Annotated in this window: 21 protein-coding genes and 1 rRNA gene; 2 read left to right on the top strand and 20 right to left on the bottom strand. The window is 33.7% G+C overall.

Annotated features, from left to right (window positions below):
- The 5 genes from G540_RS0100110 to G540_RS0100090 form a co-directional block, all read right to left on the bottom strand.
- Positions 1–143: ribosomal RNA gene (locus tag G540_RS0100110) — 16S ribosomal RNA — on the bottom strand; the annotation flags it as partial.
- Between the two features lie 521 nt (positions 144–664).
- Complete coding sequence (locus G540_RS0100105) at positions 665–1,102, bottom strand: Fur family transcriptional regulator (RefSeq protein WP_027106332.1); 438 nt, start codon at positions 1,100–1,102, stop codon at positions 665–667.
- Between the two features lie 176 nt (positions 1,103–1,278).
- Entirely contained in the window at positions 1,279–1,869 is a 591-nt protein-coding gene (locus tag G540_RS06720; protein ID WP_051188890.1) for a metal-dependent hydrolase, read from the bottom strand.
- A gap of 33 nt (positions 1,870–1,902) precedes the next feature.
- Positions 1,903–5,013, bottom strand: a complete 3,111-nt coding sequence (locus tag G540_RS0100095) for an AAA family ATPase (protein WP_027106331.1) — start codon at positions 5,011–5,013, stop codon at positions 1,903–1,905.
- Positions 5,000–6,136: an exonuclease SbcCD subunit D gene (locus G540_RS0100090; protein WP_027106330.1), complete on the bottom strand. Its 1,137-nt coding sequence runs from the start codon at positions 6,134–6,136 to the stop codon at positions 5,000–5,002. The genes G540_RS0100095 and G540_RS0100090 overlap by 14 nt, the downstream gene beginning before the upstream one ends.
- A 118-nt stretch (positions 6,137–6,254) precedes the next feature.
- On the opposite strand from G540_RS0100090, the gene G540_RS0100085 reads away from it, so the two are divergent.
- A complete protein-coding gene (locus G540_RS0100085; RefSeq protein ID WP_027106329.1) occupies positions 6,255–7,166 on the top strand; it encodes a magnesium transporter CorA family protein in 912 nt (303 codons plus the stop codon).
- 48 nt (positions 7,167–7,214) lie between these two features.
- On the opposite strand, the gene lysS is transcribed toward G540_RS0100085, so the two are convergent.
- The 12 genes from lysS to pth form a co-directional block, all read right to left on the bottom strand.
- The gene (gene lysS, locus G540_RS0100080) at positions 7,215–8,711 is read right to left on the bottom strand and encodes a lysine--tRNA ligase (protein WP_027106328.1); all 1,497 of its coding nucleotides are present in this window, start codon (positions 8,709–8,711) and stop codon (positions 7,215–7,217) included.
- 87 nt (positions 8,712–8,798) lie between these two features.
- On the bottom strand, positions 8,799–9,767 hold the full coding sequence (gene dusB / locus G540_RS0100075; protein WP_027106327.1) for a tRNA dihydrouridine synthase DusB: 969 nt from the start codon (positions 9,765–9,767) through the stop codon (positions 8,799–8,801).
- 20 nt (positions 9,768–9,787) lie between these two features.
- Positions 9,788–10,675 (bottom strand): Hsp33 family molecular chaperone HslO, encoded by an 888-nt coding sequence (hslO, locus tag G540_RS0100070; RefSeq protein WP_027106326.1) that lies wholly within the window; start codon positions 10,673–10,675, stop codon positions 9,788–9,790.
- A 125-nt stretch (positions 10,676–10,800) separates the two neighbouring features.
- Positions 10,801–12,909: an ATP-dependent zinc metalloprotease FtsH gene (gene ftsH, locus G540_RS0100065; protein ID WP_027106325.1), complete on the bottom strand. Its 2,109-nt coding sequence runs from the start codon at positions 12,907–12,909 to the stop codon at positions 10,801–10,803.
- Between the two features lie 87 nt (positions 12,910–12,996).
- Positions 12,997–13,539 carry a hypoxanthine phosphoribosyltransferase gene (gene hpt / locus G540_RS0100060; RefSeq protein WP_027106324.1) on the bottom strand — a complete coding sequence of 181 codons (543 nt, stop codon included), beginning with the start codon at positions 13,537–13,539 and terminating at the stop codon, positions 12,997–12,999.
- A gap of 45 nt (positions 13,540–13,584) precedes the next feature.
- Positions 13,585–14,943: a tRNA lysidine(34) synthetase TilS gene (gene tilS, locus G540_RS0100055; protein ID WP_161808010.1), complete on the bottom strand. Its 1,359-nt coding sequence runs from the start codon at positions 14,941–14,943 to the stop codon at positions 13,585–13,587.
- 80 nt (positions 14,944–15,023) lie between these two features.
- Entirely contained in the window at positions 15,024–15,557 is a 534-nt protein-coding gene (locus tag G540_RS0100050) for a S1 domain-containing RNA-binding protein (protein WP_027106322.1), read from the bottom strand.
- Between the two features lie 78 nt (positions 15,558–15,635).
- Entirely contained in the window at positions 15,636–16,016 is a 381-nt protein-coding gene (locus G540_RS0100045; RefSeq protein WP_027106321.1) for an FtsB family cell division protein, read from the bottom strand.
- 81 nt (positions 16,017–16,097) lie between these two features.
- The gene (locus tag G540_RS0100040; protein WP_027106320.1) at positions 16,098–16,367 is read right to left on the bottom strand and encodes an RNA-binding S4 domain-containing protein; all 270 of its coding nucleotides are present in this window, start codon (positions 16,365–16,367) and stop codon (positions 16,098–16,100) included.
- Position 16,368: 1 nt separating this feature from the next.
- Entirely contained in the window at positions 16,369–17,955 is a 1,587-nt protein-coding gene (locus G540_RS0100035; protein ID WP_035463381.1) for a putative polysaccharide biosynthesis protein, read from the bottom strand.
- Positions 17,956–17,966: 11 nt separating this feature from the next.
- A complete protein-coding gene (gene mfd / locus G540_RS0100030; protein ID WP_027106318.1) occupies positions 17,967–21,494 on the bottom strand; it encodes a transcription-repair coupling factor in 3,528 nt (1,175 codons plus the stop codon).
- A gap of 25 nt (positions 21,495–21,519) precedes the next feature.
- Complete coding sequence (pth, locus tag G540_RS0100025) at positions 21,520–22,086, bottom strand: aminoacyl-tRNA hydrolase (protein ID WP_027106317.1); 567 nt, start codon at positions 22,084–22,086, stop codon at positions 21,520–21,522.
- A gap of 230 nt (positions 22,087–22,316) precedes the next feature.
- On the opposite strand from pth, the gene G540_RS0100020 reads away from it, so the two are divergent.
- Positions 22,317–23,285 (top strand): L-lactate dehydrogenase, encoded by a 969-nt coding sequence (locus G540_RS0100020; protein WP_027106316.1) that lies wholly within the window; start codon positions 22,317–22,319, stop codon positions 23,283–23,285.
- A 61-nt stretch (positions 23,286–23,346) separates the two neighbouring features.
- Here the strand turns inward: G540_RS0100020 and rbsR are convergent, their stop codons facing one another.
- From rbsR to G540_RS0100005, 3 genes are all read right to left on the bottom strand, one after another.
- Complete coding sequence (gene rbsR / locus G540_RS0100015; RefSeq protein WP_027106315.1) at positions 23,347–24,354, bottom strand: ribose utilization transcriptional repressor RbsR; 1,008 nt, start codon at positions 24,352–24,354, stop codon at positions 23,347–23,349.
- Between the two features lie 25 nt (positions 24,355–24,379).
- Complete coding sequence (locus tag G540_RS0100010) at positions 24,380–24,802, bottom strand: hypothetical protein (RefSeq protein WP_027106314.1); 423 nt, start codon at positions 24,800–24,802, stop codon at positions 24,380–24,382.
- Between the two features lie 124 nt (positions 24,803–24,926).
- Positions 24,927–25,880: NAD(P)(+) transhydrogenase (Re/Si-specific) subunit beta (locus G540_RS0100005; protein ID WP_027106313.1), on the bottom strand; the 954-nt coding region annotated here is incomplete at its 5' end.

Raw genomic sequence — 25,880 nt, 5'->3', positions numbered from 1 at the left:
TTACCCACGTGTTACTCACCCGTCCGCCGCTCAAAGTTTTATCGGTGGATGCAAGCATCCGGTGATAAAACTTTGCGCTCGACTTGCATGTATTAGGCACGCCGCCAGCGTTCGTCCTGAGCCAGGATCAAACTCTCAATTTGAATTTGTGACTCATTATTTTTTACTAGCGAATTGACTTCGCAAATGTTTGTTGCTCTTGTTTAAAACAAGAGACCCTACACATTTGGTTTGTCGAAACTTTGTTCAGTTTTCAAAGATCTACTTTTTTAATTAATCGCTCTTGCGAAACGACTTAATTAGTATATCAATTACATTTTATAAAGTCAAGAACTTTTTTAATTTATTTATTAAAAATATTTTCTTACTTTTTTTATAATTGTTTGCCGCCATTAACGACAAGGACTACTATACTAGCTATTCAACTAAACGTCAACCTCTTTTTTTATTACTTTTTAATTATAGATCGGCTTATTTACACTTATTCACGAACTTTATTAACAACTCATTTAGATTTAATCGGTTTTACACCTTTAAACAAAAATGAAAGCTTTTACATTTGTTATATAACTTTTTTTTACTATTTTTCAAAAAAAATTAAAAAAGTTTTCAAAATAAAAAAGCCTAGATTTTCCAAACGAAAACCTAAACTTCATTATAATAATTATTTATCTTGGCAGTCTGGACAAACACCGTAAACTTCACATTTACTATTGATAATCTTAAATCCAGTCTTTTGAGCCGCATCTTCTTCTACAGCACGGAAAGTTTCATCGAAAATATCTAAAATCTTGTTACATTTAATACAAATAACATGATAATGTGGATTTTCAAAATAATCATAACGCATATGTCCGTTATTATCAGGCGCAACTTCAATAATCAAATCTTTCTTCAATAAAATTTCTAATGTGTTATAAACAGTCGCTAAACTAACACTAAAACCATTATTGATAACATGATTATAAATCATATTAATCGAAGGATGTTCTTTAGATGTCATTAAATAAGCTAAGATAACTTGTCGTTGTGGTGTGTTCTTGATTTTATTATCTTTTAACTTATTAGCTGCTTTAATCAAAACTTCTTGATCTCTTACCATTATTTTCCCCTTTCAATCCTGTGTTTTTTCTAACTAACTAGCAAGGAATTATAACCAATATAAATTAATATTTTTTATAATCACAAGTCTACAGTTTCTATTATACTCCCTATTTCAGAGAAAAGTAAACACTTAAACATTAAAAAATTATACAATTCATAATTATTTTTGTTTTTTTAAGTAATATTGTTAATTATACTTTGAAGGTTGTGAACCTTTTGCTGGCACCAAGTCACCACTTCTTGCATATGGGGATAATTAAAATCACCTTTTAAATATAAACTAATCTCAAAAATTAAGATAGCTAAAACTAATACTAAAATTAAATACTCACTCATTGTACTCGTACGATAATAAAAAACTTTTTTACGTTTTTTTCGTTTTTTACGAAACAAAGGCCAACACCACCGAACCCCTTGCTGCGATAAACTATCCTCTAATAAATGACATAGATAACCAAAACTCAACCAAAACGGAAGATTAAGCGTATCACCACTTAAATAATGATGTTGAATAAATGTACTAATTACAAAAAAGAGTACTAATCCAAAAATAGAATGCGTTGCACCACGATGTCCTAAAGTTTTATTGGTGACACTACTCATAATTTTATGCCGGCGTCCTAAATACGAACTCGGATGATCAATATCCGGCAACAAACTACCTAAAGCGAGTATACCAACATTTACAGCAGTTACCTCATGACTCACAGCCAGCAACGGTAACCCCAATGCCAACGTTGTAGCAACATGTGTTTTACATTCCATCATTTCACTTCCTTTCTGTTTTAGTTTTTATTTTTAAAATTCTAATTGATACCCAATCTGACTGCGTCCATCTTTAGTTGTAATCTGAATCTGAGCTGGTATTTGTTCTTTCAATTCTTCAACGTGACTAATAACGCCGACTAACCGTTGACTAGCTTGCAACGTCTGCAATGTTTCCAATGCTAACTGTAATGAATCTTGATCCAATGAACCGAACCCTTCATCAATAAATAAAGCTTCTATCATTACACCACCGTTTTCGGCTTGAATAACTTCTCCCAAAGCCAACGCTAAAGCCAACGCCGCTTTAAAACTTTCACCACCAGATAAGGTTTTAACACTACGTTCTTTACCAAAATTATCATCATACACATTAATTTCTAAACCGGTTAATGTTGTTTTTTTGCGCATTGTTTTATCCAAAACAAACCAGTAACGCCCTTGTGATAATCGTTTTAATTGTAAACTCGCAATTTCTAAAACTTTTTCAAACGATTGTTGTAAAACATACTTTTCTAATCCTAAGCGAACATCACTATTACGACCTTTAACAGCATCGACTAATTGTTTTAATTTACGTAATTGTAGTTCATCAGCTTGATTTTGTTCTTCTAACATCACAATTTTGGCTAATATCTTTTCATTATTTAAAATTAAATTACTTTGTTGATTAGTAATATCTTGTTGCTGTTTAACACTATCTTCAATCTGACTTAAAACACTTTTAGTTTTCGCTATATCAGGTTTTACTTTCCCAGCAATTAACTCTTGATAAATTTGTTGTTGTTTTTCCGCATCATGCACAGCTTGTTGATAACTTGTTAATTCTACACTCAACTTTTCTAATTGCACGACATTTTGACTCAAAGTCAGTAACATTGCAATATCATTAATGCGTTTTTGGGCATCGATTTCATTTTCTAACTTAGTGTGCATTGTTTCAAGCGTATTTGCAACAGTAATTTGTTCTTCTTTTAATTTATTTTGTTGCGTTTCATTAGATATTTGCAATTCTGTATTATGTTTTTCAGCTTTTTGATACTCTTCCACTTTTTGTTCATAAACTTGCAGTTGTTGTTCTTTGCTCCGAATAGCTTTTTGTAAACTCGCTAAATCTCCATACTCTGCTGGCAATTCACTCTGTAAAGCAGCTAAATGACCTTTAGTCTGTAACATTTCTTGATTTAAATTTTGAACAACATCTGTTCTTTGCTTCACATCCGCTTCAGCTTGCTGCTTATCTTGCATGACTTGTTCTAATTGCTGTTGAATTTCAATTAATAATTCTTTCGTAACTTGTTCTGCTTGTTGATAAGTTGTTTGTTGTTGACCTTCATCTTGATAAGCTTGTTGGATTCTTTCACTCATGACAGGTGTTACAATTTGATAACACTCACCTAACTTATCCACTAAATTCTGTTCTTGTTCTTGATAATCTTGGAAACGACGTGCTTCACTCGTAAATACCGCTTCTAATGCAACTTGCTGTTCCGTCAATTGTTGACAAATTTCTTGCAAAGTCGTCACATCTTGTTCGCTAACTTGCTCATTATTCGTCGGTTGCGCTAAACACGGATGTTCTGTTGATCCACAAACTGGACATGGTGCATTATCACTTAATTGACTAGCTAAACTAACTATTTGTTGTTGTAACCAATTATCATTGACTACTTGTAAAGCTTCTTTTTGTTCACTTAATTGTTGTGATAATTCACGCAACTCTTGTTCCCGCTGCTTTTGTTGCTTTTGTAAACTATTTTTCTTTACTAACGTACTTTCCCATTTTTCATACAATTTACTCGTTGCTTGACGTTTTTCCGTAATTTCTTGTAAACGGATTTGTTGTTGCGTTAATTTTTCGCTTTGAATACTTTGTTGCTTCAAATATTCTGTTTGCGCCTCTTCCAATTCAGCTAAGCGCGTATTTTCTGTTGTTAATATTTCTTGTTCTTGTGTTAAACGATTATTTTGTTGTTGATATAACTTAGAAAGTTTATCCACTTGTTGATAACTTGGTTCTTTGGCCGCTAATAAGGTTACTTCTTGTTTCAAAAAGACCATTTCTTCTTTTTGGTTAGTTAATTCTTGTTCTTGCTCCTTTAAAAGCTCGGCATTTTGTTCAATATTACGTGCTTCAGTTTGTAATTCTTTTAACGTATTTTTTAAAGTATCCGTTTGTTGTTGCGCTTGTTGATAAGTATTAATTGCAACTTGTTGTTTTTGAACCCATTGTAGATCAGCCACTTGTAAAGCTAATTGAGCCATTTGTTCAGTTTTTTCAGCTAATTTTGCTTGTTCTTTTTCTATCAAAATTAATTTTTCAAAATTCGCTTGCAAAGATTCCTCTTGCGTAACTTGTTGCGTCAATTGTGTTTGTTGTTTTTGTAATTGTTGTAAACTCGTTTGATGATCTTTTAATAACTCTTTTTGTGCTGTTAATAATCCATTCACTACTTTTAGCCATTCTGACCGAGCTTGAACAGGTGGTAATTCTTTGTCCTCAACACCTTCAATTTGAGCTTGTAAATTTTGAATTTGTTGTTCAACTTGGGCAAAATTACCTTCTTGCCCTTTTAATTTTAATTGTAAATCATCAACCCACTTTTGATATAAAGAGCTATCAAATAATTCACGTAAAATCGCTTCTTTTTCATTACTATTAGATAATAAAAATTGTTGAAATTTAGTTTGTGGTAATAAAATAATTTGTAAAAACTGTTTAGCTGTTAAATGTAACAATTCATGAATTTTAACACCTGCTTCAGGTACTTTTTCAATTGTAACCATCTCACCATGATGTTGATAACTTAAACAAACAGTTTGTTTTTCCGCTGTTTTTTTATGTGCTAATTGATATTTCGGACTACGATAAATCGTATATTCCACACCTTGATGTTCAAAAACAAACTCAACATATGTTTTATCTTTTGGGCCTGCAAAATCAGAACGCATCGTTTCGGGTGAACGTTCACCACCTGATGTGGTTCCAAATAAAGCAAAACTCATCGCATCAAAAATTGTTGTTTTTCCACAACCAGTTGGGCCGGTAATCAAAAATAACGATTGTTCATAAAAACGAGTAAAATCAATGAACTCATCTTTAAAAGGTCCGAAATTAACAATTTTTAAACTAATCGGTTTCATGTTGCCCTCCTTGAATTGTCATTAAACTTTCTAGAGCCCAAGTTAATTGCTCCTCAGTTAATTCTTGTTGTGTCATTTGTTGATAAAAACTAGCTAACATCTCCAGTGGTTCTTTTTTAGCATCGATTGCAACTTCTTTTTCTAAAGTTTGAGGACTTTTTTGTCCCACACGAGTAAATTCTAAAATTTTAGGGTAACAAGCGCGCAATCGTTCCATCACATTAATAATTGGTTCTTGATCAGTTAAACGAATGGCAATAAAATCATCATCACGATATTGTTGATAAAATTCCGGTTCTGTAATTTCGGCAAATGATCCTTCAATCACTATTAAATCATTAACTGGTTTAATTTCTTTAAATTCAATTTCCATCGTTTCTGTATCAACAATCCAAACACCTTTTTGATGTTGACTTTCTGATGTAGAAAACTTAATTGGTGTTCCACTATATTTAATAGTCGGATGTGTTAAAGCATTTTTATAATGCAAATGTCCTAACGCCACATAATCAAAGACTTCTAAACAATCTAAAGGTACAATATCCAAGCCCCCAACTGTTAAATTAGTTTCTGAATCGGTTTTAGTACTCCCTGCCGCAAAAAAATGAGCTACTAAAACATGTTTTTTATCAGGTAAAAATAATTTTTGTAAATCAGCCACAACTAATTCCATCGCTTGAGCTACATTTTTAATTTCAGCTTGATCACCGTAATAATTACGTGCTGCACTCAATTCAAAATAGGGAAGCAAGAAAAATTGTGTATCATCTAAAACAACACTTTCAAACACATCTTTAAATTCAGTTTTTAAATAAAAATTAGTCGCTTGATACCACTGACTACCTGTTGCTAACCGTTCTGCCGAATCGTGATTTCCACTAATAACTAACAAGGGATATTGATCTGTGAGATTCAACTTTTGAAACATTTGATTAACTAAAGCTACATCACTTTCTGCTGCCATACCACGATCATATACATCACCTGCAATTACAATTGCATCAACCTTTTCTGCGGAGGCAATCTTTTCAATTTCTAAAAAAGCAGCTTCTTGTTCTGCTTGTAAATGATATCCTTTTAATTTCTTACCAATATGCCAATCTGCTGTATGTAAAAAGCGCATCGTATTCTCCTTTTTTAGCTTTATTTCTTTCATAATATCACAATTTTTTTCTGAAACTCAAAACTAAATTTTTCACAACAACTTATGGTACACTTATTTTAAGAGGAGGTTCTTTTTTATGATTTCAACAACACATATCCAAAATGATTCAACCGATTTTACTTGGTATGATATTTGTGAATTAACACCTGAAGATACTAAAATTTTACAAAAAGAATATAACTTATCTAACGATCTCTTGGCTTACGCATCAGATAAACATGAACGTCCCCACTATGATCATAGAAATCAAAGTGTTTTAATCGTTTTTGATATTCCCCAATGGCCACATGAATCCGTGCAACATTTCACTTCATGTCCTATTACTTTTTTAATGCGGGAAAAACAAATTTTTACATTTCACACTAAACAAGCCCAATATGTCATTGATAAACTAAAAAATGATCAAACCATTTTCCAAGTTAAAAGCATTAATGAATTTTTATTACATAGCCTCTATAAAGCAACTATTTCTTATACCAAAGCTTTATTAGAAGTTAATACGAAGCGGAATCAAATCGATTCAAAATTAAATCAAAAAATTTCCAATCAACAAATCTTAGACTTATCAGAAGTCGAAAAAAGTTTAATTTATATTATCAGCGGTACTCAAACTAACTTAATGATGTTAGAAAAATTACCTAATTCACCTTTTGGACAAGCACTTTCAGATGAAGATTTAAAAATTTACGATAATATTATGATCGAAGCACATCAAGCTTCTCGAATGGCTGAAATTTCCGCCGAAGTTACTGAACGTATTACCATTACGTCTAATAACTTGTTAAATAATAACTTAAATGACATTATGAAAATTTTGACATATTGGTCATTACTCCTAACAATCCCGACTATCATTACTGGTTTTTACGGTATGAATGTTTTCTTGCCATTCGCCAATGCACACAATGCCTGGCTGGTGATTACAGGTGTTTCAATTATTTTAATGTTACTTCTTGTTTGGTATTTAAAAGCTAATCGGAAAATTTAACAATAAAAAAACCAACTAAGTTTTTACACTTAGTTGGTTTTTATTTTTTTATTTTTTATCTTCAGGACGCATTGTAGGGAAGTAAAGAACGTCACGGATTGATTTAGCATCTGTTAAGAACATTACTAAACGGTCAATCCCAATTCCTAAACCACCTGTTGGCGGCATACCATATTCCATTGCTTCTAAGTAATCTTCATCCACACCATGTGCTTCATCGTTACCAGAAGTTCTTTCAGCATCTTGTGCTTCAAAACGAGCTCTTTGATCGATTGGATCATTTAACTCAGTATAAGCATTTGCGCATTCCATACCTAAAATGAATAATTCAAAACGATCTGTAAAGCGTGGATCTTCTTCATTTTTCTTAGCTAATGGAGAAATTTCAACAGGGTGACCATAAACAAATGTTGGTTCGATCATTTTATCTTCACAGAATTCTTCGAAGAATTCGTTGATAATATGACCAACACTCCAATATTCTTCATATTCAACATGGTTATCTGTTGCGATTTGACGAGCTTCTTCAATTGTCATTTCTTTCCAGAAATCAACACCTGTTTGTTCTTTAATCGCATCAATCATATGAATACGTTTGAATGGTTTACCAAAATCAAGTTCATGACCTTGATACATTACTTTACTATCTTCAGAAACTACGGCTGCTGAAGCTTTAATAATACCTTCGCATTCATCCATAACATCTTGATAATCAAAATAAGCCGCATATGTTTCAATCATTGTAAATTCAGGGTTGTGACTTGTATCAACACCTTCATTACGGAAGTTACGACCAATTTCATAAACACGTTCTAAACCACCAACGATTAAACGTTTTAAATAAAGTTCAACCGCAATACGTAAATACATATCAATATTTAAAGCGTTTTGGTGTGTAATAAATGGACGTGCTGCTGCACCACCAGCTTGAACTTGTAAAATTGGTGTTTCAACTTCAATAAAACCATTGCTATCTAAATATTTACGAATAGCAGAAATGATTTTTGTTCTGTTTAAGAAACGTTGACGACTTTCTTCGTTTGTAAGTAAGTCTAAATAACGTTGACGATAAACTTGTTCAACATCTTTCAAACCATGGAATTTATCCGGTAAAGGACGTAAAGCTTTTGATAAGAATGTAATATCAGTTGCTTTAATTGTTAATTCACCAGTGTTTGTTTTGATGATATCACCTGTAATTCCGACATGATCACCTAAATCGGCGCGACGGAAAATATGATATAAATCTTCACCGACAACATCTTTACGAACGTATAATTGAATACGACCGGAACGATCTTGTAATTCAGCAAAACCAGCTTTACCACTACCACGTTTCGCCATTAAACGACCTGCGACAGTTGCTGTTAAACCTAATTCAATTAATTCTTCTTTTGTTTTATCATCGTATTTAGTGTGTAAATCTGCAGCCATTGCATCTCTTTCGAAACGGTGGCCAAAAGGTTCAATTCCTTCATCACGTAATTCTTGCATCTTTTCGCGACGGATACGGAATTGATCATTCATGGTTTCATTATTTCCCATTATATTTTATCCCCACTTCCTTATAAATCATGATAATTATAACATAGCACCCTTGCGTGTCAATCTTTCTCAAAGGTACATCGTAGATTATCCATTTATAAAATCATCAAAAATTTCTAACATTTCAGCTTCTGTTTCCGCTGAATTAATTGCTGCTTTAGTCCGGGCTGAACGTGGAATTCCTTTTAAATAATAGGCAGCTTGTGCGCGGAATTCACGAGGACCAATTACTTCGCCTTTAGCTTTCACTAATCGTTGTAAATGATCTTTAGCCACGGTAATTTTTTCTTGTGGTGTTGGCTCAGTTAAAAGCTCACCTGTTTCAAGATAGTGTGTTGTTTGTTTTAAAATCCATGGATTCCCTAATGCAGCACGACCAATCATAACTGCATCAGCTCCCACTTCATCTAACATCCGTTTAGCATCTTCTGGTGTTTTTACGTCACCATTCCCCATAAAAGGTATCGTTAACTCTTGAGCTACTTTTCGTAAAATTTCCCAATCAGCTTGTCCGGTATAAAGTTGTTCACGTGTCCGACCGTGCATTGCCAAAGCATCCGCGCCAGCAGCTTGTGCCGCTTTAGCATTTTCTAAAGCAAATACATGATCGCCATCCCAACCAGTCCGCATTTTGACAGTCACTGGTACCGAAACTTCAGCTTTAACAGCTGAAACCATTTCGTAAATTTTGTCAGGATTTAATAACCATTTAGATCCCGCATCCGTTTTCGTAACTTTCGGTACTGGACAACCCATATTAATATCAATAATATCAACTGGTGTATTTTCTTCCACAAATTTAGCAGCGGATACTAATGTTTCTTTACTACCACCAAAAATTTGTAAACTTACCGGATGTTCTGCAGGATCAACAAACATCATATCTAATGACTTTTTATTACGATATTCAATCCCTTTATCAGAAATCATTTCACAAACAACTAACCCGGCACCGAATTCTTTACAAATCAAACGAAACGCAACATTAGTTACCCCTGCCATAGGAGCTACCACAACTTGATTCGGGATTGTTACATCACCAATCTTCCATTCCATGCAATTAGTCCTCTTTTCTCTTATTTATCATAACTATGTTCTAAAATGGCAGTTAATTCAGCTTCATCAAATTGATATTTTTTATTACAGAAATGACAAACTGCTTCAGCACCTTGGTCTTTAGCAATTAATTCTTCCAAATCTTTTTTAGGAAGTGTAGCCATTAATTCAGCAAAGTGTTCTTTGGAACATTTACATTCATATTTAATATCCATTTTATCCAAAATTTTAACATTTTCAGCACCAAATAAAACATCCAAGATATCTTCCGGCTTCTTGCCTTTCAACATCATTTCCGAAACTAATGGTAATTCTTCTAAACGTTTTTCTAAATCAGCAATTACTTCTTCAGTTGCATCTGGTAAAACCTGTAATAAGAAACCACCGGCTGCCGCGATACTATTATCATTATTAACAAAAACAGATAATGCTACGGCTGAAGGAATTTGTTCTGATGCAGCTAAATAATAAGTGAAATCTTCACCTAATTCACCAGATACTAAAGGTACTTGCCCCGTAAATGGTTCTTTTAAACCAAGATCTTTAGTCACTGTCATAAAACCATTTGTACCAACCGCATTCTTAACATCAATTTTATTATTTTTATTCAATGTTAATTTAACATGGGGAGCTTGAATGGAACCGCGCACTGTTCCGTTAGCATTTCCTTCTGCAATAATTTTTCCAACAGGTCCTCCACCATTGATATTAACAGCTAATGTTTCATCTCCTGATAAAGAAGCTGCACTCAATAATAAAGTACCAATCAAAGTCCGGCCTAAAGCAGCAGAAGATGATTGCCATGTATCATGATATTGTTGTGCTGTGCTAACAGTTTGCGTTGCATCGATAGCATAGGCTCTTAATTGTCCATCATGGACTAAACTTTTAATTAAATAATCTGACATTGCGATTCTCCTTTTCTTGTTTACGTTGTATTATCCTTTTAAAATACTACAATTTGACTAAAAACACAAAAATAATAGTGAGTTAACCAACTGGGGATAACTCACTATCATTTTGTTAAAAATGCTTATTCATCATCTTTATCTGCAGGTTGTTCTGCTTTTTCATTTGGATAATATGTCACAGTTTTTTTCATTTCAGCCTCTAAAACTTCATCAGAAGGTTTTTCTTCTGTTTCTGTTCGTTCTTCCCGTTTCATAGCTTCTTTTCTTTCGAATGCTTCTTTAGCTTCTTCGAAAGTAGCTGCATGTTCACTTGGAAATTCATCTTGGCTAGTTTGTGGCATTTTTCCAGTTTCGAAAATACTGCGAATTTGTTTTGCATCTAATGTTTCATACTTCAACAAGGCTTGTGCAATCGCTTCGTGTTGTTCACGATGTTCTTGGATAATTTCCATAGCTTGCATCATACCTTCGTTAGAGATACGTTTAACTTCTTCATCAATTAAGTTCGCTGTTTGTGCAGAATAATTTGGTTGTCCTGTTCGGCCACCACCAACGAAGATATTACTTTGACCTTCATATTGAACTGGACCTAACTTATCAGACATACCATATTGTGTAACCATAGCACGCGCAATTTGTGTTGCTTGTTGGAAGTCATTAGAAGCTCCGGATGATTGTGAACCAAAAATAATTTGTTCAGCAGCACGACCACCCATTAAACCAGCAATTTGTTCTTTAGCATCTTTCTTAGAAAGAAGCATTTGGTCTTCTTTTGGTAACATGATAGCATAACCACCAGCACGACCACGCGGCACGATTGTTACTTTATGAACAACACGTGCATCATTTAAGACTAACCCAACAATTGTATGTCCAGCTTCATGGTAAGCAACTGTTTGACGTTCTTTTTCAGAAATAACACGATCACGTTTAGCTGGACCAGCAATAACACGATCTTCTGCTTCATCAATATCAGATGCATCGATTTCTTTTTTATCACGACGAGCAGCTAATAAAGCAGCTTCGTTTAATAAGTTTTCTAAGTCAGCCCCTACGAAACCTGGTGTTTGTTGTGCAACAACTTTCAAGTCTACATCAGGACCTAATGGTTTATTACGTGAGTGAACTTTCAAGATAGCTTCCCGACCTTTAACGTCTGGACGACCAACTAAAATCTTCCGGTCAAAACGACCTGGACGTAATAAAGCTGGATCTAAAACGTCAGAACGGTTAGTAGCTGCCATCACAATGACACCTTCATCACCATCAAAACCATCCATTTCAACTAACAATTGGTTTAATGTTTGTTCACGTTCATCGTGTCCACCACCCATGCCGGCGCCACGTTGACGACCAACAGCATCGATTTCATCAATGAAAATGATAGCTGGAGCATTTTTCTTAGCATTTTCGAACAAGTCACGTACACGACTTGCACCGACACCGACAAACATTTCAACGAAATCAGAACCAGAAATTGAGAAGAATGGTACTCCAGCTTCTCCGGCAACAGCTTTCGCTAATAATGTTTTACCAGTTCCGGGAGGTCCTTCAAGTAAAACCCCGGAAGGAATCCGCGCACCTAGCGCTAAGAATTTACGTGGATCACGTAAAAATTCAACAACTTCTACTAATTCTTGTTTTTCTTCTTCCGCACCAGCGACATCAGAGAAACGAATTTTATTATTTTTCTTTTCAATTGGTTTAGCTTTGGATTTACCAAAGTTCATCATGCGTCCGCCTTGGCCACCTTGACCTGCTTGACCCATCATCATGTAGAAGAAGAAAATAAATAATACAACTGGAAGGACATAAATCAAGAGTTGAATCCAAAGACTACTTGATTGCTCTTCTTCTGCACCATTTTTAACATGATTTTTATTTGCATATTTTTGAATATCTTTAACGGTTGAATCATTCATTAAGACATTTGTAGTAAACATCTTAGCTTTTTCTTCTTTACCGGCAATACCTGGGAAAGTACTCTTTTCAGTGTTCTTTTGCGCTTTCTTGTACGTACCATTCACACGATAAGTACTTCCAGCTGGTTGCATTGTAAATTCTTTGACATTATCTTTTTGCAATTGTTTGACGAATTGACTTGATTGAATTTCTTGTGTTTGTGATGTTGCTTTACTTCCGAAGAAATAATAAGCGACACCCATAATGCCTAAGAAAGCTACGATGTAAAACAGACTATTCTTAAGAAGTCCATTTTTCTTGTTATTCATAGTTTTCCTCCTATTACCATCATTGTTGATTACGATATTATTTTATTCCAATGTATAAATAATATCATATTTGACCAATTTTAACCATTAATTATTCTTATAAACTTCCGGTTTCACAACACCAATGTATGGTAAGTTACGATAATAATTGAAATAATCCAATCCGTATCCCACAACAAACTCATTTGGTACTTCAAAACCTACATAATCAGCTTTCACTTCTACTTCACGACGTTCTGCTTTATCTAAAAGTGTACAAATTTTAACTGATTCTGCATTTCTTTCTTTAAAAATATCTACTAAAGCACGCATTGTGCGTCCTGTATCGATAATATCTTCAATAATTAAAATATTACGACCAGCCACATCCATATCTAAATCTTGGACAATTTTAACTTTACCAGAAGATTCAAAACCATCACCATAGCTAGAAACATCCATAAAACCAATTTCAATGTAAGTATCCATATTACGAATGACATCTGACATAAAATGAATAGCACCTTTTAAAATACAAACAACAATTGGGTGTTTGCCATCGAAATCACGTGTTAATTCTTCACCTAAGCGTTTCGTTGCTGCTTGAATATCAGCTTCACTATAAAGAATTTTTTCCATATTTTCATCCATTGGTCTATAGTCATGTATATTTTTATTAGTCATCTTTCATCTTCCTTATCCTATTTTTCTGTAGATTATTATGTAATGCATTTTAGCATTTACTAGCGGTTGTGACAAATCAGATTTTTTGATTCCCAGCACCCAATACACTTGCTGTTGCTGATTTGTTAACAGCCAAATATTCTCCCGTTCCATTTGCGGAATCTTTTGATCAATTAAAATTTTCTTGATTTTTTGTGAACCAGATTTCATCATTAACCGATCACCAGCTTGACGATGGCGAATTTGCCAATCTACCGGGCTTTTTTCAAGATAATAAACATCATCATTTTCTAAAAGTGTGATTTTATCAGTCTCAAAAAGCCCCACCTGGTTCTGTTCATCTAATGTTTGCCATTCTCCCAAAATCAATGATTGTGACATTTTTAATCTTGATTGCGTCTGTTTTTTCATAATTTTAAACTTTGTATAAGTTTTTTGTAACTGGATATTTTGTGTTAAATCGATACTTCCTTGGGGCTTTTGTAAATTATTCAATAATTGTAAACATTGTTTCATTTGTGTTGTTTTCAAATATAAATCAGCTCGTTCAAAAATAATTCGTAAGACTAATTTTTGTTGAGCCGACGACAAATTTTGAAATTCACGCAACTGATAACTATCATCATTTTGTTTTAAATTTTGGACTAATTGTTCGCCACTCTCTTGTGCAATCAGTAATAAATCATTTAATTGATTTTGATAATTTAAAATATGCTCGACAACCTGATCATTTTCCTTAGTCATTTGCGGAATCAATTGATTACGGATTCGATTGCGAAAATAATCATCGGTAAAATTAGTTTCATCATCAAAATATCGAATATGATGTTGTTGGGCATATTGGCGTAATGTTTCTTTTTGAAAATCTAATAACGGGCGAATTAAACAACCTTGTTCTTGAAAATCACGTTCCAATTCAATCCCGCATAATTGTTGAATAGCTCCACCACGAATTAATTTCATTAAAAAATTCTCAACTTGATCATTACCATGATGTGCTGTCATTAAATAGTTAATTTTTTCTTGTTGCATAATTTCAGCAAAAAAAGTATATCGAAAAGTTCGCGCTGCCGCTTCAATCCCCGTAATTGGATGTGTGTGTCGTGGCCAATTTTTAATAAACAATGGGATTTGATACATTTGACAATAAGCTTGTAAATATTGGGTTTCTTGTTGGCTAGCTGCACGTAATTCATGGTTAACATAAGCAACATTAATTAACGGGCGCTGTTCTTCGGGTAAATTTTGCAATAAATGTAATAAAACCATGGAGTCTACTCCGGTTGAAACAGCTACTAAAATTTTTTGCTGTGCCAACGGCCATTTTTGCATTTTGCTAGCAAACATTCGGCTTAACTTTTGCGATGTCATTTTTTCACCTACTTTCTTTTTATACACAAAACCGGCCATCAACTCAGTAGTTAACAGCCGGTTATTTTTAATTCATCTGCTTAGCTACGACGTCCGCCACGGCCACCGCGTTTGCCTTCTGTATTACGTTTTAAAGATGTGAGACGATCTTCACTATCTTTTAAGAATCCTGCTAATAAGGAGTCAAAATCATTGCTCTTTGGGTCATTTTTTCTAGATACAAAAGATTTAGATTTAGCTGCATTCCGATTACCATGACTAGCATTACCTTTGTTAGGTGTTCCTTGGTAATTACGATTACGGTTTTGTGGTTGGTTGCCACTCCGTTCACGATTTTGTTGTGGTTTTCTTTCGGAAGGCTGTTCTTTTCTTTGTGGTTTATCAACAGCTTTACGAATGGAAAGTCCAATCTTACCATCATCACTAATTGTAAGAACTTTAACTTTTACTTCATCTCCGACTGTTAAAACATCATTAATATCTTTAATAAAACCGTCGGAAACTTCACTAATGTGAACTAAGCCGGTTTTTTTATCTCCAAGATCTACGAAAGCACCAAAATTAGTGATTCCCGTAACCTTTCCATCAACTTTTGCGCCTACTTCAACTGACATATAAAAATAATATCCTCCTTAATAATATATACAACAAATTATAACATAAATTTTTTTGGTATTAAGTGTCACAATTAACTAATTTTCTTTGTCGGGTAAAATATATACCGTTTCACCATCTTTAGAATATCCATACTTATCACGGATGATTTTTTCAGTATATTTTTCATCTTTTAATTGTGCAACTTTTTCATTTAATTCTTTATTTTTTTGTTTCGTTTTATCCACTTTTTTATTTGTAACTTGAATTTTTTTCTCAATAATATGTTTTTGATATTCAGCTTTAACAATTCGATAACCAAATACTAACGTAATAACTAAAACAACTGTTAACCACATTTTCATTCGAATTCGATGACGCTTTAACTGACCACGTCGTTTTTCATCTAATTGGGCTTCTTTTTGTTTCTTTTGAAAATACGTATTATTGAGTATTTTAATTTTAGACTTCGCTTTCATGCTGGTCTACTCCTTAATTAAATTCCTGAAACAGTTACAATATTCTCAATTATAGCAAACATCCTAAAAAATGCCTACCGTTTACATATCATAATTTTCTAAATATTCTTCTGAAATAACTTCATACAATTCAGTTGCTTCTTTTTTCTTAGTTGTGTCTTTTAGATCTAAAACTTTAACTGTTAAGACTTTATTCCCAAAATTCAAAACTAATTGATCGTCTACCGCAACTTTACTAGCTGATTTAGCGACTTTACCATTAATTGTAATTCGGCCTTGATCAGCAATTTGTTTTGCGACGGCTCTTCTTTTAATAATTCTAGAAATTTTCAAAAACTTATCTAAACGCATTTTAACCCTTCTTTCTTTGAACTAATTTTAAGATTTTTTTGCCACCAGGTAGTGTTAACCACTCCCGAATAGTTAAAATTTTAAATTGTAATAAATACCAGATAAATATTACTGCACCACAAACACTGCCAACTAATGTTAAAATTCCGGCTTGCATCCGTGCATCCAAACTACTAATCCACCCTGAAGTTATCAGGACACTGAGTTTCACAACTCCTAACATTAATACTAGACCAATGCTTAATTGCCAAAATAATTTGGGGTCTTTTAAATAACCTTTCACTTGTCTTGGCAACAAAAGTAAAATCAAACCTAATCCCAACATCAATGCTAAAACAGTCGCTAAACTAGCACCTTGAATACCAAACAAATGCATAAACCAAGTATTACAACTTATTTTAACACCTAGAGCTAAAATTAATCCGCTAACTGTAATTTGGTACCGATTAATACTTTGTAAAATAGCATTATAACTATTGATTAACGTTACAAAAATAATACTTAAACAATACAAACTTAACGTCAAATTCAATTCTGATGTTTTAAATAATAACTGATTAATTTGTGGCATCAAACTAATTAACCCCACCGTTGTTGCTGCTGATAAAATCAAACTGATTTTAATCCCTAGGCGAGCTGTTTTGTGAAATTGTTTTATTTTATGTTGTTGATAAGCTTGAGTTAAAGTCGGAAACAGTGATGTTGCCAAACTCAACGAAATAACCAATCCTAATTGAACAAGTGGCTGGGCACGATCATAAATTCCTTTCGTGATTTTCGCAGTTAAATCGCTTTGCCCTAAAACAACTAAAGTTTTTTTAATCGTAAATGAATCAACTAATTGAAATAATAATAAGATGGAGGCAAATAAACATAATATTATCCCTTCCGTAAACAAACGTTGACTTAAATTAACATACGAAAATTTAGTTGTGTCTTTGTTTTTTTTGAAAAAACGCTTCAAATAAAAGGGAGCAAACACGACACTAGCCGCTATCGCAGCTACAGTAGCGCTCGCTAAAGCATAACACCCCATCTTATATAATGACCAATTATACCGAACAGTTAAAACTGCCACGACCAAAATAACAGTAACCCGGACAATTTGTTCACTAACTTGAGAAATAGCAGTCGGAACCATATTTAATTGACTTTGATAATACCCTCGACCAACAGCTAACATCGGCATCAAAAAAAACATCCATGAAACACTCCGGATTAAGGGAGCGAGTTGTTGATCTCCCATCGCCACCGCTAAATATTCCGCAAAGATTTGTAATACAGCAAAGATTCCAACCGCAAACACACTTAAAATTACAAAAATTTGTTGCAATAATTGGATCCGATCTTGTTCTGTCGACTGTTCCGCGCTTAATTTTGAAATAAAAACCGGAAACCCGGTTAAAGCAAAAGTCATCCCTAAACCATAAAAAGGATAAATTTGTTGATAAACATAAAAACCGGTATTACCAACTAAATTTTCAAAAGGAATGCGATACACTGCACTTAAAATCTTTGCAATTAAAGAAGCAACAAATAAAACAAATGCACCTTGCATCATTTTTTTGACTTGTTGATTAGCTGCCATCGTTTACTCCTTTATTTTTCATCACTAATACCATCGTTGATAATTTCCGCTAAAGCTTTTAAAAATGCTTGTAATTCCGCGACTATCGTTAATTCTTGATCACGTGGTTGCATAATAAATTTAACTTCAACTTGATCATTTTTAACATCAATACTTGCTTTTAATTTAGTTGCACTTAAAGCTTCTAAAACTTGTGCTACATTCACTTTTTGTAATAATCGCGCTTCAAAAGTAACTAAAATTTGCCGTTGTTGTTGCTTAATTTTTTCAACATATGCTAAATCAGCATAAAATTTCAATAAACCTATTTCTAATAAAGCCGCAACTTCTTTTGGATAATCACCAAAACGATCGATTAAATCAGACTGCATTTCTTGATATTGCTCAATATTTTCAAATTGACTAATTCGTTTATAAATTTCAATTTTTTGACGAGGATCATCAATATATTCATTAGGTAAATAAGCTTCTAAATCTAAGCTAATTTCCGCATTGGCTTTAACTTGGACATGGTCACCACGTTTTTTCGCCACAGCTTCTTTTAACATTTGTGTATAAAGATCATATCCTACAGAATCAATAAAGCCATGCTGTTGTTTTCCAAGTAAATTACCTGCACCCCGAATGGATAAGTCCCGCATCGCAATTTTAAAACCAGAACCTAATTCCGTAAAATCACGAATAGCAGATAATCTTTTTTCACTAACTTCGGTTAACACTTTATCCGGTTGATACATGAAGTAAGCATAAGCAACTCGGTTAGAACGGCCCACACGACCACGTAATTGATACAATTGTGAAAGCCCCATTCGATCAGCATCTTCTACAAACAATGTATTTACATTTGGAATATCAACACCAGTTTCAATAATTGTCGTAGTTACTAACACATCATATTCGCCAGCAATAAAATCCACTAAAACACGTTCTAATTGCACTTCAGTCATTTGTCCATGAATAAAGGAGATCCGGGCCTCTGGAATTAACATTTGTAATTCTGCCACTACTCGCTCAATATCATTCACACGATTATGCAAATAAAATACTTGCCCACCTCGTGCCATTTCACGCCGAATACCATCAATAATCACACCATAATTTTGTTCAATCACATAAGTTTGAATTGGATAACGATTCAAAGGCGGTGTTTCAATAACTGATAAATCCCGCACACCTAACATCGACATGTTTAAAGTTCTTGGAATTGGCGTAGCTGTTAATGTTAAAACATCAACTGAAGTTTTTAATTGCTTCAATCTTTCTTTATGCTTCACACCAAATCTTTGTTCCTCATCGATAATCAACAAACCCAAGTCTGCAAAAACAACATCTTTTGATAACAACCGATGCGTTCCCACAACAATATCAATTTGTTTATTTTTTAATTTTTCAATCACTTCTTTTGTTTCTTTAGGTGTATTAAACCGTGATAAAATACCGATTTCAACGGGGAAGTCCATAAATCTTTCTCGCATTGTTTCATAATGTTGTTGTGCTAAAACTGTCGTTGGTGCTAAAAAAGCAACTTGCTTTCCATCTTGAATAGCCTTAAAAGCAGCTCGTAAAGCTACTTCCGTCTTACCGTAACCAACATCGCCAATTAATAACCGGTCCATCGGACGTTCTTTTTCCATATCTCGTTTGATTTCTTGAATACTACGTAATTGATCAGCTGTCTCGCTATATGGAAAAGCATCTTCAAATTCAGCTTGATAACTATCATCACGTGTAAAAGCATAACCTTTTTCAGCATCTCTTTTAGCATATAATTCAATTAATTCATCAGCAATATCTTCAATCTTATTAGCAACACGACGTTTCGTTTTTTCCCATTCGCCCGTTCCTAATTTATTAATATGCGGTAACTTACTTTCGGAAGACACATACTTTTGAATACGATCTAATTGTGCAACCGGAATAAATAGTTTCGCATCATCACGATAAACAATTGTTAAATAATCTTGTTTTTTCCCACGTGATTCAATCGTACTAATTCCCATAAATTGCCCAATACCATGATTAACATGGACAACATAATCGCCTTTTTTTAAATCTTTATAATCTTTCAAACGTTGCGTATTACTCATCGTTTGACGTTTAATTGTTTTCTTAGTTGCTTTATTAAATAATTCTTTTTCTGTTAAAACAACTAATTTTGTTTCCGGAATTTCAAATCCAGCAGCTAAACTTTCTGAAATAATTTGTAAACGACCTGGTTCTAATGTTCCTTTTGTCGTTAACAAAACATCGATTTCAAAATCACGTAAAGTTTGTGCCATTTTTTGCACACGTTCGTGATCTGGAATACAGACCACAACTGTCTGCGCTTGTTTTCGCCAACGATCAGCTTCCGTTTTTAGTAACGGCATTTGTCCGAAAAACTGTTGTACACTTCTAGTTTTCAAATTCAAATGTTGTCGATAAGTTAACTGACCGGAACTTTTTTTCAACAACGACATAAAAATTTCAGGTTGTTTCATCCGTTTTTCTAATTTACGTAAATCTCTTTTCTGTGAAACAGATTGTAAAATTTTTCCACTAGTTTGTTGTTCTTGTAACCAATGTTCTTCATTTTCATTCAATTCACGTTCAAATTCTAAAATACGCATCCAATCATCAAACACAATCAAACTATCAGCTGGTACATAATCTTTAATTGTTGTTTTTGCTGGATAAATTTGTTCCTTATATGCTCCCGCTTGCGGAATTAATGTTCCTTTTTGTAAATTATCAATTACAACTTGTAAATTTTGCTGCAAAACATTGTGTAGTTCAGCATCATTTAATTCCAGTAATTCAGTTTGTAAAAGTTGAGCGATTGTTGCACCGGCTGATTTTAATTGTTCTTTTGGTGCAATAAAATCAGTTGCTGGGCCCACTTTAACTTCCTCTATATTTTCTAAACTTCTTTGATCAACAACAGAAAAACTTCTCATAGAATCTAATTCTGTATCAAAAAAATCTAACCGGATCGGATCAGACAACTCTAATGGATATAAATCTAAAATTGATCCTCGAACTGCAAAATCACCTGGAGCATCAACTTTATTCTGCCGCTCATATCCCATTTCACTTAATTGTTGAATCAAGTTTTCAAAGTCATATTCTGCTCCAACTTGAAAAGCGAGTTGACTTTGCGTCCAATTTTCCACTGTAGGTAATAATTGCTGAACCCCCGCTACTGAAGTCACAATAATTTTATTTTCATGTTGAACTAAACTATTTAAAACTTGAATTCTTTCTTTCCGATATTCTGGAGAGCTAGTCGCTAATTCAACAGCTAACATCTCTTCAACCGGAAAAACTAAAACATCTTCTTTAGCAACTAAGTTTTGTAAATCTTCTGCACAACGTTGCGCATGATATAAGTCATCTTTGACAATTAACATCGTTCGTTGTTGTTCTTGATACAAAGTAGCTAAAACTAATGTTGCTGCCGAACTTTGTAACCCCGTAATTAAATTACGTCCCGGTTCATTTAACGTAGAACTCCATTTTTGAAAATCCGGAATATCAAGCAGGATCTTATCTAATTCCATTTGATCACCCCGTTTCTAAAATTTTTTATGCTTTACGATTATAATTATTCATCAATTTCAAATAATCTCCATCAGCTACCCAATCATTCAACGCTTTGACTGTCGTTTGAATAGCAATATCTAATTCCATTTGTTCTTCTTTCGTAAAATCACTTAAAACCCAATTAATAATTGACATTCTTTCTGGTCGTCCAATTCCTAATTTCATTCGAGCAAACTTTTCTGTTCCCAAATGTTGAATCAAACTCTTAATACCATTGTGTCCACCCGCAGACCCTTTTTGCCGTAAACGAATCATCCCAACTTGCAAATCTAAATCATCATTAATAATCACTAAATCTTCTAAATCAAGATCAAAATAATCCATTAAAGGACGCACAGCTCTCCCAGATTCATTCATATACGTCATTGGTTTCACTAAAATAACTTTCTCACCATTCACAAAAACTTCCGCTAAACTAGCATTAAATTTTTCTTTGTTAAATGTTCCCCCGTGTTCTCTAGCAAACTCATCCACCACCATAAAACCAGCATTATGACGTGTGTTTTCATATTTTTTACCAATATTACCTAAACCAACAATCATTTTCATTTCGTTTTCATAACTCCTTAGCATTCTTTTTTTATCTCGTAAACTGAAATAAGCTGGAGAAAGCCTATTCCTCCAGTTCTTTTCGACTATTTAATTAACTAATTAAGTATAGCATATTTCCTTAAACCCTTGGTACATTTATACCTTTGCATTAAATCTTTGTACATTTTTTCACAAAACGTGCTATACTTATCACGTATTAAAGCTTACTCATGAAAGGATGATCGATTGTGTCAGGTTCACGTAATCGTCAAAAAGTTATTTTAGTCGGAGATGGTGCTGTAGGTTCAAGTTATGCTTACGCTATGGCATTGAAAGGTGTTGCCGAAGAATTCGGTATTGTAGATATTGCTAAAGAAAGAACAGAAGGTGACGCATTAGATTTAATGGATGCTACTGGTTTTGGTTATCCTAAGAAAATCTATGCTGCAGAATATTCAGACTGCGCAGATGCTGACTTAGTTGTTATTACAGCTGGAGCTCCTCAAAAACCAGGTGAAACACGTCTTGATTTAGTTAATAAAAACTTGAAAATCTTATCAACAATTGTTAAACCAATCGTTGAATCAGGTTTCCATGGTATTTTCTTAGTAGCTGCTAACCCTGTTGACATTTTAACTTATGCAACATGGAAATTATCAGGCTTCCCTAAAAACAAAGTTATTGGTTCCGGTACTTCTTTAGATACAGCACGTTTACGTGTTGCAATGGCTGAACTTACAGACATTAAAGATCCTCGTTCCATGCACGCTTATATCTTAGGCGAACACGGTGATTCTGAATTTGCAGCATACTCTGCAGCTTCCATCGGTGGCCGTCCATTTATGGATTGGGTTGCTGAAAATAACGTCTCTCAAGAAACACTTGATAAAATGGAAGATGATGTTCGTAACAAAGCTTATGAAATTATCAACAAAAAAGGTGCTACATTCTATGGTGTTGCTGCCGCTCTTACACGTATTACAATCGCTGTTTTACGTGATGAAGATACAGTTTTACCAATTTCAGCACACATGGATGGTCAATATGGATTAAACGATATTTATATCGGTACTCCAGCTGTTGTTAACCGTCATGGTATCAAGACAATTATTGAAGTTCCTTTAAATGAAACAGAACAAGAAAAGATGACTTCATCTGCTAAAACACTTAAAGAAATTCTTACAGATGGTATGAAAACTTTAGGTATTGAAGACTAAAATTTAATTTATAAATAATAAAGGCTAGCTCATGATTGAGCTAGCCTTTTTTGTTGTGGTTTTATTTTAATTCACGTGTACTTTGTCTTGTGATTAATTTGACCGGTAATAAAATTTCATCAGCTTCTTTTTGCGGTTCTTTGATTCGTTCAACTAATTTTTGAAAAGCAATTTTTCCCATTTCATAAACTGGTTGTTCCACTGTTGTTAACGGAGGATCAACATATTGACTTAAATCAATATTATCATATCCAACAATCGAATAATCTTCTGGTATTTTCTTACCACGTTCTTTTAATCCCCGATATAATCCAATGGCCAATTCATCATTAGCTGCAAAAACTGCTGTAGCATCTGTTTTAACTAATTCAGCAGCTGCTAAATAACCACCTTTTTTAGTTAATTCCGTTGTAATTAATAAATCTTCTTGTGGTTCAATTTGATATTCTGCCAAAATATCACAATACCCTTGATAACGTCGCATAATATTATCTGATGGTTCTTTTGGAAAAACAAGCGCAATTTTCCGATGGCCTAATTCTAAAAGATGACGCATCGCCAAACAAGCTCCTGTTTTATCATCAGTTTCAATCCGATCACCCGCATTTAACGGGTTTTGGTCAATTAATAAATACGGAATATGATTTTTATCCAATAAATGATCCATTTCTTCTTGCCCAACAGTTGGACTAGCAATAATTAATCCATCTACCGTTCTTTTAATCAATTCTTCGATATAATAACGTTCCACATCCGGATCGTTTTCAGCACCAAAAATAACCGGGATAAACTGCGACTTCATAGCTTGTTTTTCAATCCCGCGAATAAAAGTACTAAAAAATGGATTTCCAATATTCGGAACTAAAACACCAATTGTTTTGGCAGACCGTGTAATCAAATTCCGTGCATTAAAATCAGGTACATACCCCAACTGATCACGAACAGCATAAACACGATTTCTAGTTTGTTCACTAAAACGTTGGCCTTTCCCGTTTAAAATTTGGGAAACAGTTGTTACTGAAACACCTGCTTCTTTAGCAACATCGCTAATTCGCACTTTCGCATTCATTAATTATTTTTTCTCCTATGACCTTTTATTCTTCGTTTGCTTCTTGTTGATATGGCATTAACGCTGCATCAAAAGCCATTGAAAATACTTCTTCAATAATTTCGCCTGCTTGTTCTTCATTTTCTAAATCATAATATGTCATATCAAAATCTGTTAATAAACGATCATACATATAATCAATTAAAGAATTGTGCATTGCAACAACAAATTCACTAGCTTCTTCCCCTAATTGGAATGAACCTTCATCATCAGCATTTTCACTTGCAATCGCTAATGTTCGGTATGCAATATATGTAGCTCCGTGTTTTGTAACATCAGCTAAACAGTTGGATAAACTTAAATTAAAATCTAAATATTCTTTATATGTGGCACTTTGATTTAAAAACAATTGATATTCTGCTTCTAAATATTTTTGAAAGCGATCGATTTCGTTTTTAATAATGTACATGTTAAAACCACCTTTGTTATTTTTATTCACTTGTTTAAAACAAGTCTCTTTATATTTATTATATCATATCAAATTAAAAGAAGACCTTGAACCTCACAGTTCAAAGTCTTCAAAATTTTATTTTTTAAAAATCAGCAATCAATTTATCCACAGTTTCTTTGGCATCGCCTAATAACATAATTGTTTTATCAAGTGTATATAATGGATTATCCACACCAGCATAACCTGGCTTTGTATCAAAGTTACAAATAATAATCTGCGGTGCATCTTCAACATTTAAGATTGGCATACCATAAATTGGTGTTCCTTCGGCTGTATTAGCAGCTGGATTCGTAACATCATTAGCACCAACTACGATAACTGCATCCACATCTTTAAAATCTTCATTGATATCTTCCATCATGTAAAGTTCACTATAATCAATATTAGCTTCACATAATAACACACTCATATGTCCTGGCATCCGACCAGCTACTGGGTGAATTGCATATTTGACTTCAGTTCCTTGATCTTTAAGTTTTTGTGCTAAATTAGCAACTGATTGTTGTGCTTGAGATAAAGCCATACCATAACCTGGTACAACGATAACTTTCTTAGCATCATGTAAAACTTTAATTGGATCTTTGACAACATCTTCCGTTGTTTTTTCTGCTGTTTGTGGGGCTTGCGCTAAATCTGTAATTAACTTATTCACAGTTTCTTTGGCATCACCTAACAACATTGTTGTTTTTTCTGATGTATATAATGGGTTATCCACACCAGCATAACCTGGTTTTGTATCAAAGTTACAAATAATAATGTTTTGAGCATCTTCAACGTTTAAGATTGGCATACCATAAATTGGTGTTCCTTCGGCTGTATTAGCAGATGGGTTCGTAACGTCATTAGCACCAACTACAATAACTACATCTGCATCTTTAAAATCATCGTTGATGTCTTCCATCATATAAAGTTCACTATAATCAACATCAGCTTCACATAATAACACACTCATATGCCCTGGCATTCGTCCCGCTACTGGGTGAATTGCATATTTAACTTCAGATCCTTGATCTTTAAGTTTTTGTGCTAATGTAGC

This window comes from Ligilactobacillus ceti DSM 22408 (assembly GCF_000423245.1).
GTDB classification, from domain to species: Bacteria; Bacillota; Bacilli; order Lactobacillales; family Lactobacillaceae; genus Ligilactobacillus; species Ligilactobacillus ceti.
Note: the sequence above shows the minus strand (reverse complement) of the source record. Positions and strands in the feature narration are given on the sequence as shown.

Excerpts from the sequence above, each read along its gene's own strand:
- G540_RS0100105 (WP_027106332.1), bottom strand. The coding sequence starts at position 1,102 with ATGGTAAGAGATCAAGAAGTTTTGATTAAAGCAGCTAATAAGTTAAAA.
- G540_RS06720 (WP_051188890.1), bottom strand. The coding sequence starts at position 1,869 with ATGGAATGTAAAACACATGTTGCTACAACGTTGGCATTGGGGTTACCG.
- G540_RS0100095 (WP_027106331.1), bottom strand. The coding sequence starts at position 5,013 with ATGAAACCGATTAGTTTAAAAATTGTTAATTTCGGACCTTTTAAAGAT.
- G540_RS0100090 (WP_027106330.1), bottom strand. The coding sequence starts at position 6,136 with ATGCGCTTTTTACATACAGCAGATTGGCATATTGGTAAGAAATTAAAA.
- G540_RS0100085 (WP_027106329.1), top strand. The coding sequence starts at position 6,255 with ATGATTTCAACAACACATATCCAAAATGATTCAACCGATTTTACTTGG.
- lysS (WP_027106328.1), bottom strand. The coding sequence starts at position 8,711 with ATGGGAAATAATGAAACCATGAATGATCAATTCCGTATCCGTCGCGAA.
- dusB (WP_027106327.1), bottom strand. The coding sequence starts at position 9,767 with ATGGAATGGAAGATTGGTGATGTAACAATCCCGAATCAAGTTGTGGTA.
- hslO (WP_027106326.1), bottom strand. The coding sequence starts at position 10,675 with ATGTCAGATTATTTAATTAAAAGTTTAGTCCATGATGGACAATTAAGA.
- ftsH (WP_027106325.1), bottom strand. The coding sequence starts at position 12,909 with ATGAATAACAAGAAAAATGGACTTCTTAAGAATAGTCTGTTTTACATC.
- hpt (WP_027106324.1), bottom strand. The coding sequence starts at position 13,539 with ATGGATGAAAATATGGAAAAAATTCTTTATAGTGAAGCTGATATTCAA.
- tilS (WP_161808010.1), bottom strand. The coding sequence starts at position 14,943 with ATGACATCGCAAAAGTTAAGCCGAATGTTTGCTAGCAAAATGCAAAAA.
- G540_RS0100050 (WP_027106322.1), bottom strand. The coding sequence starts at position 15,557 with ATGTCAGTTGAAGTAGGCGCAAAAGTTGATGGAAAGGTTACGGGAATC.
- G540_RS0100045 (WP_027106321.1), bottom strand. The coding sequence starts at position 16,016 with ATGAAAGCGAAGTCTAAAATTAAAATACTCAATAATACGTATTTTCAA.
- G540_RS0100040 (WP_027106320.1), bottom strand. The coding sequence starts at position 16,367 with ATGCGTTTAGATAAGTTTTTGAAAATTTCTAGAATTATTAAAAGAAGA.
- G540_RS0100035 (WP_035463381.1), bottom strand. The coding sequence starts at position 17,955 with ATGGCAGCTAATCAACAAGTCAAAAAAATGATGCAAGGTGCATTTGTT.
- mfd (WP_027106318.1), bottom strand. The coding sequence starts at position 21,494 with ATGGAATTAGATAAGATCCTGCTTGATATTCCGGATTTTCAAAAATGG.
- pth (WP_027106317.1), bottom strand. The coding sequence starts at position 22,086 with ATGAAAATGATTGTTGGTTTAGGTAATATTGGTAAAAAATATGAAAAC.
- rbsR (WP_027106315.1), bottom strand. The coding sequence starts at position 24,354 with ATGAATGCGAAAGTGCGAATTAGCGATGTTGCTAAAGAAGCAGGTGTT.
- G540_RS0100010 (WP_027106314.1), bottom strand. The coding sequence starts at position 24,802 with ATGTACATTATTAAAAACGAAATCGATCGCTTTCAAAAATATTTAGAA.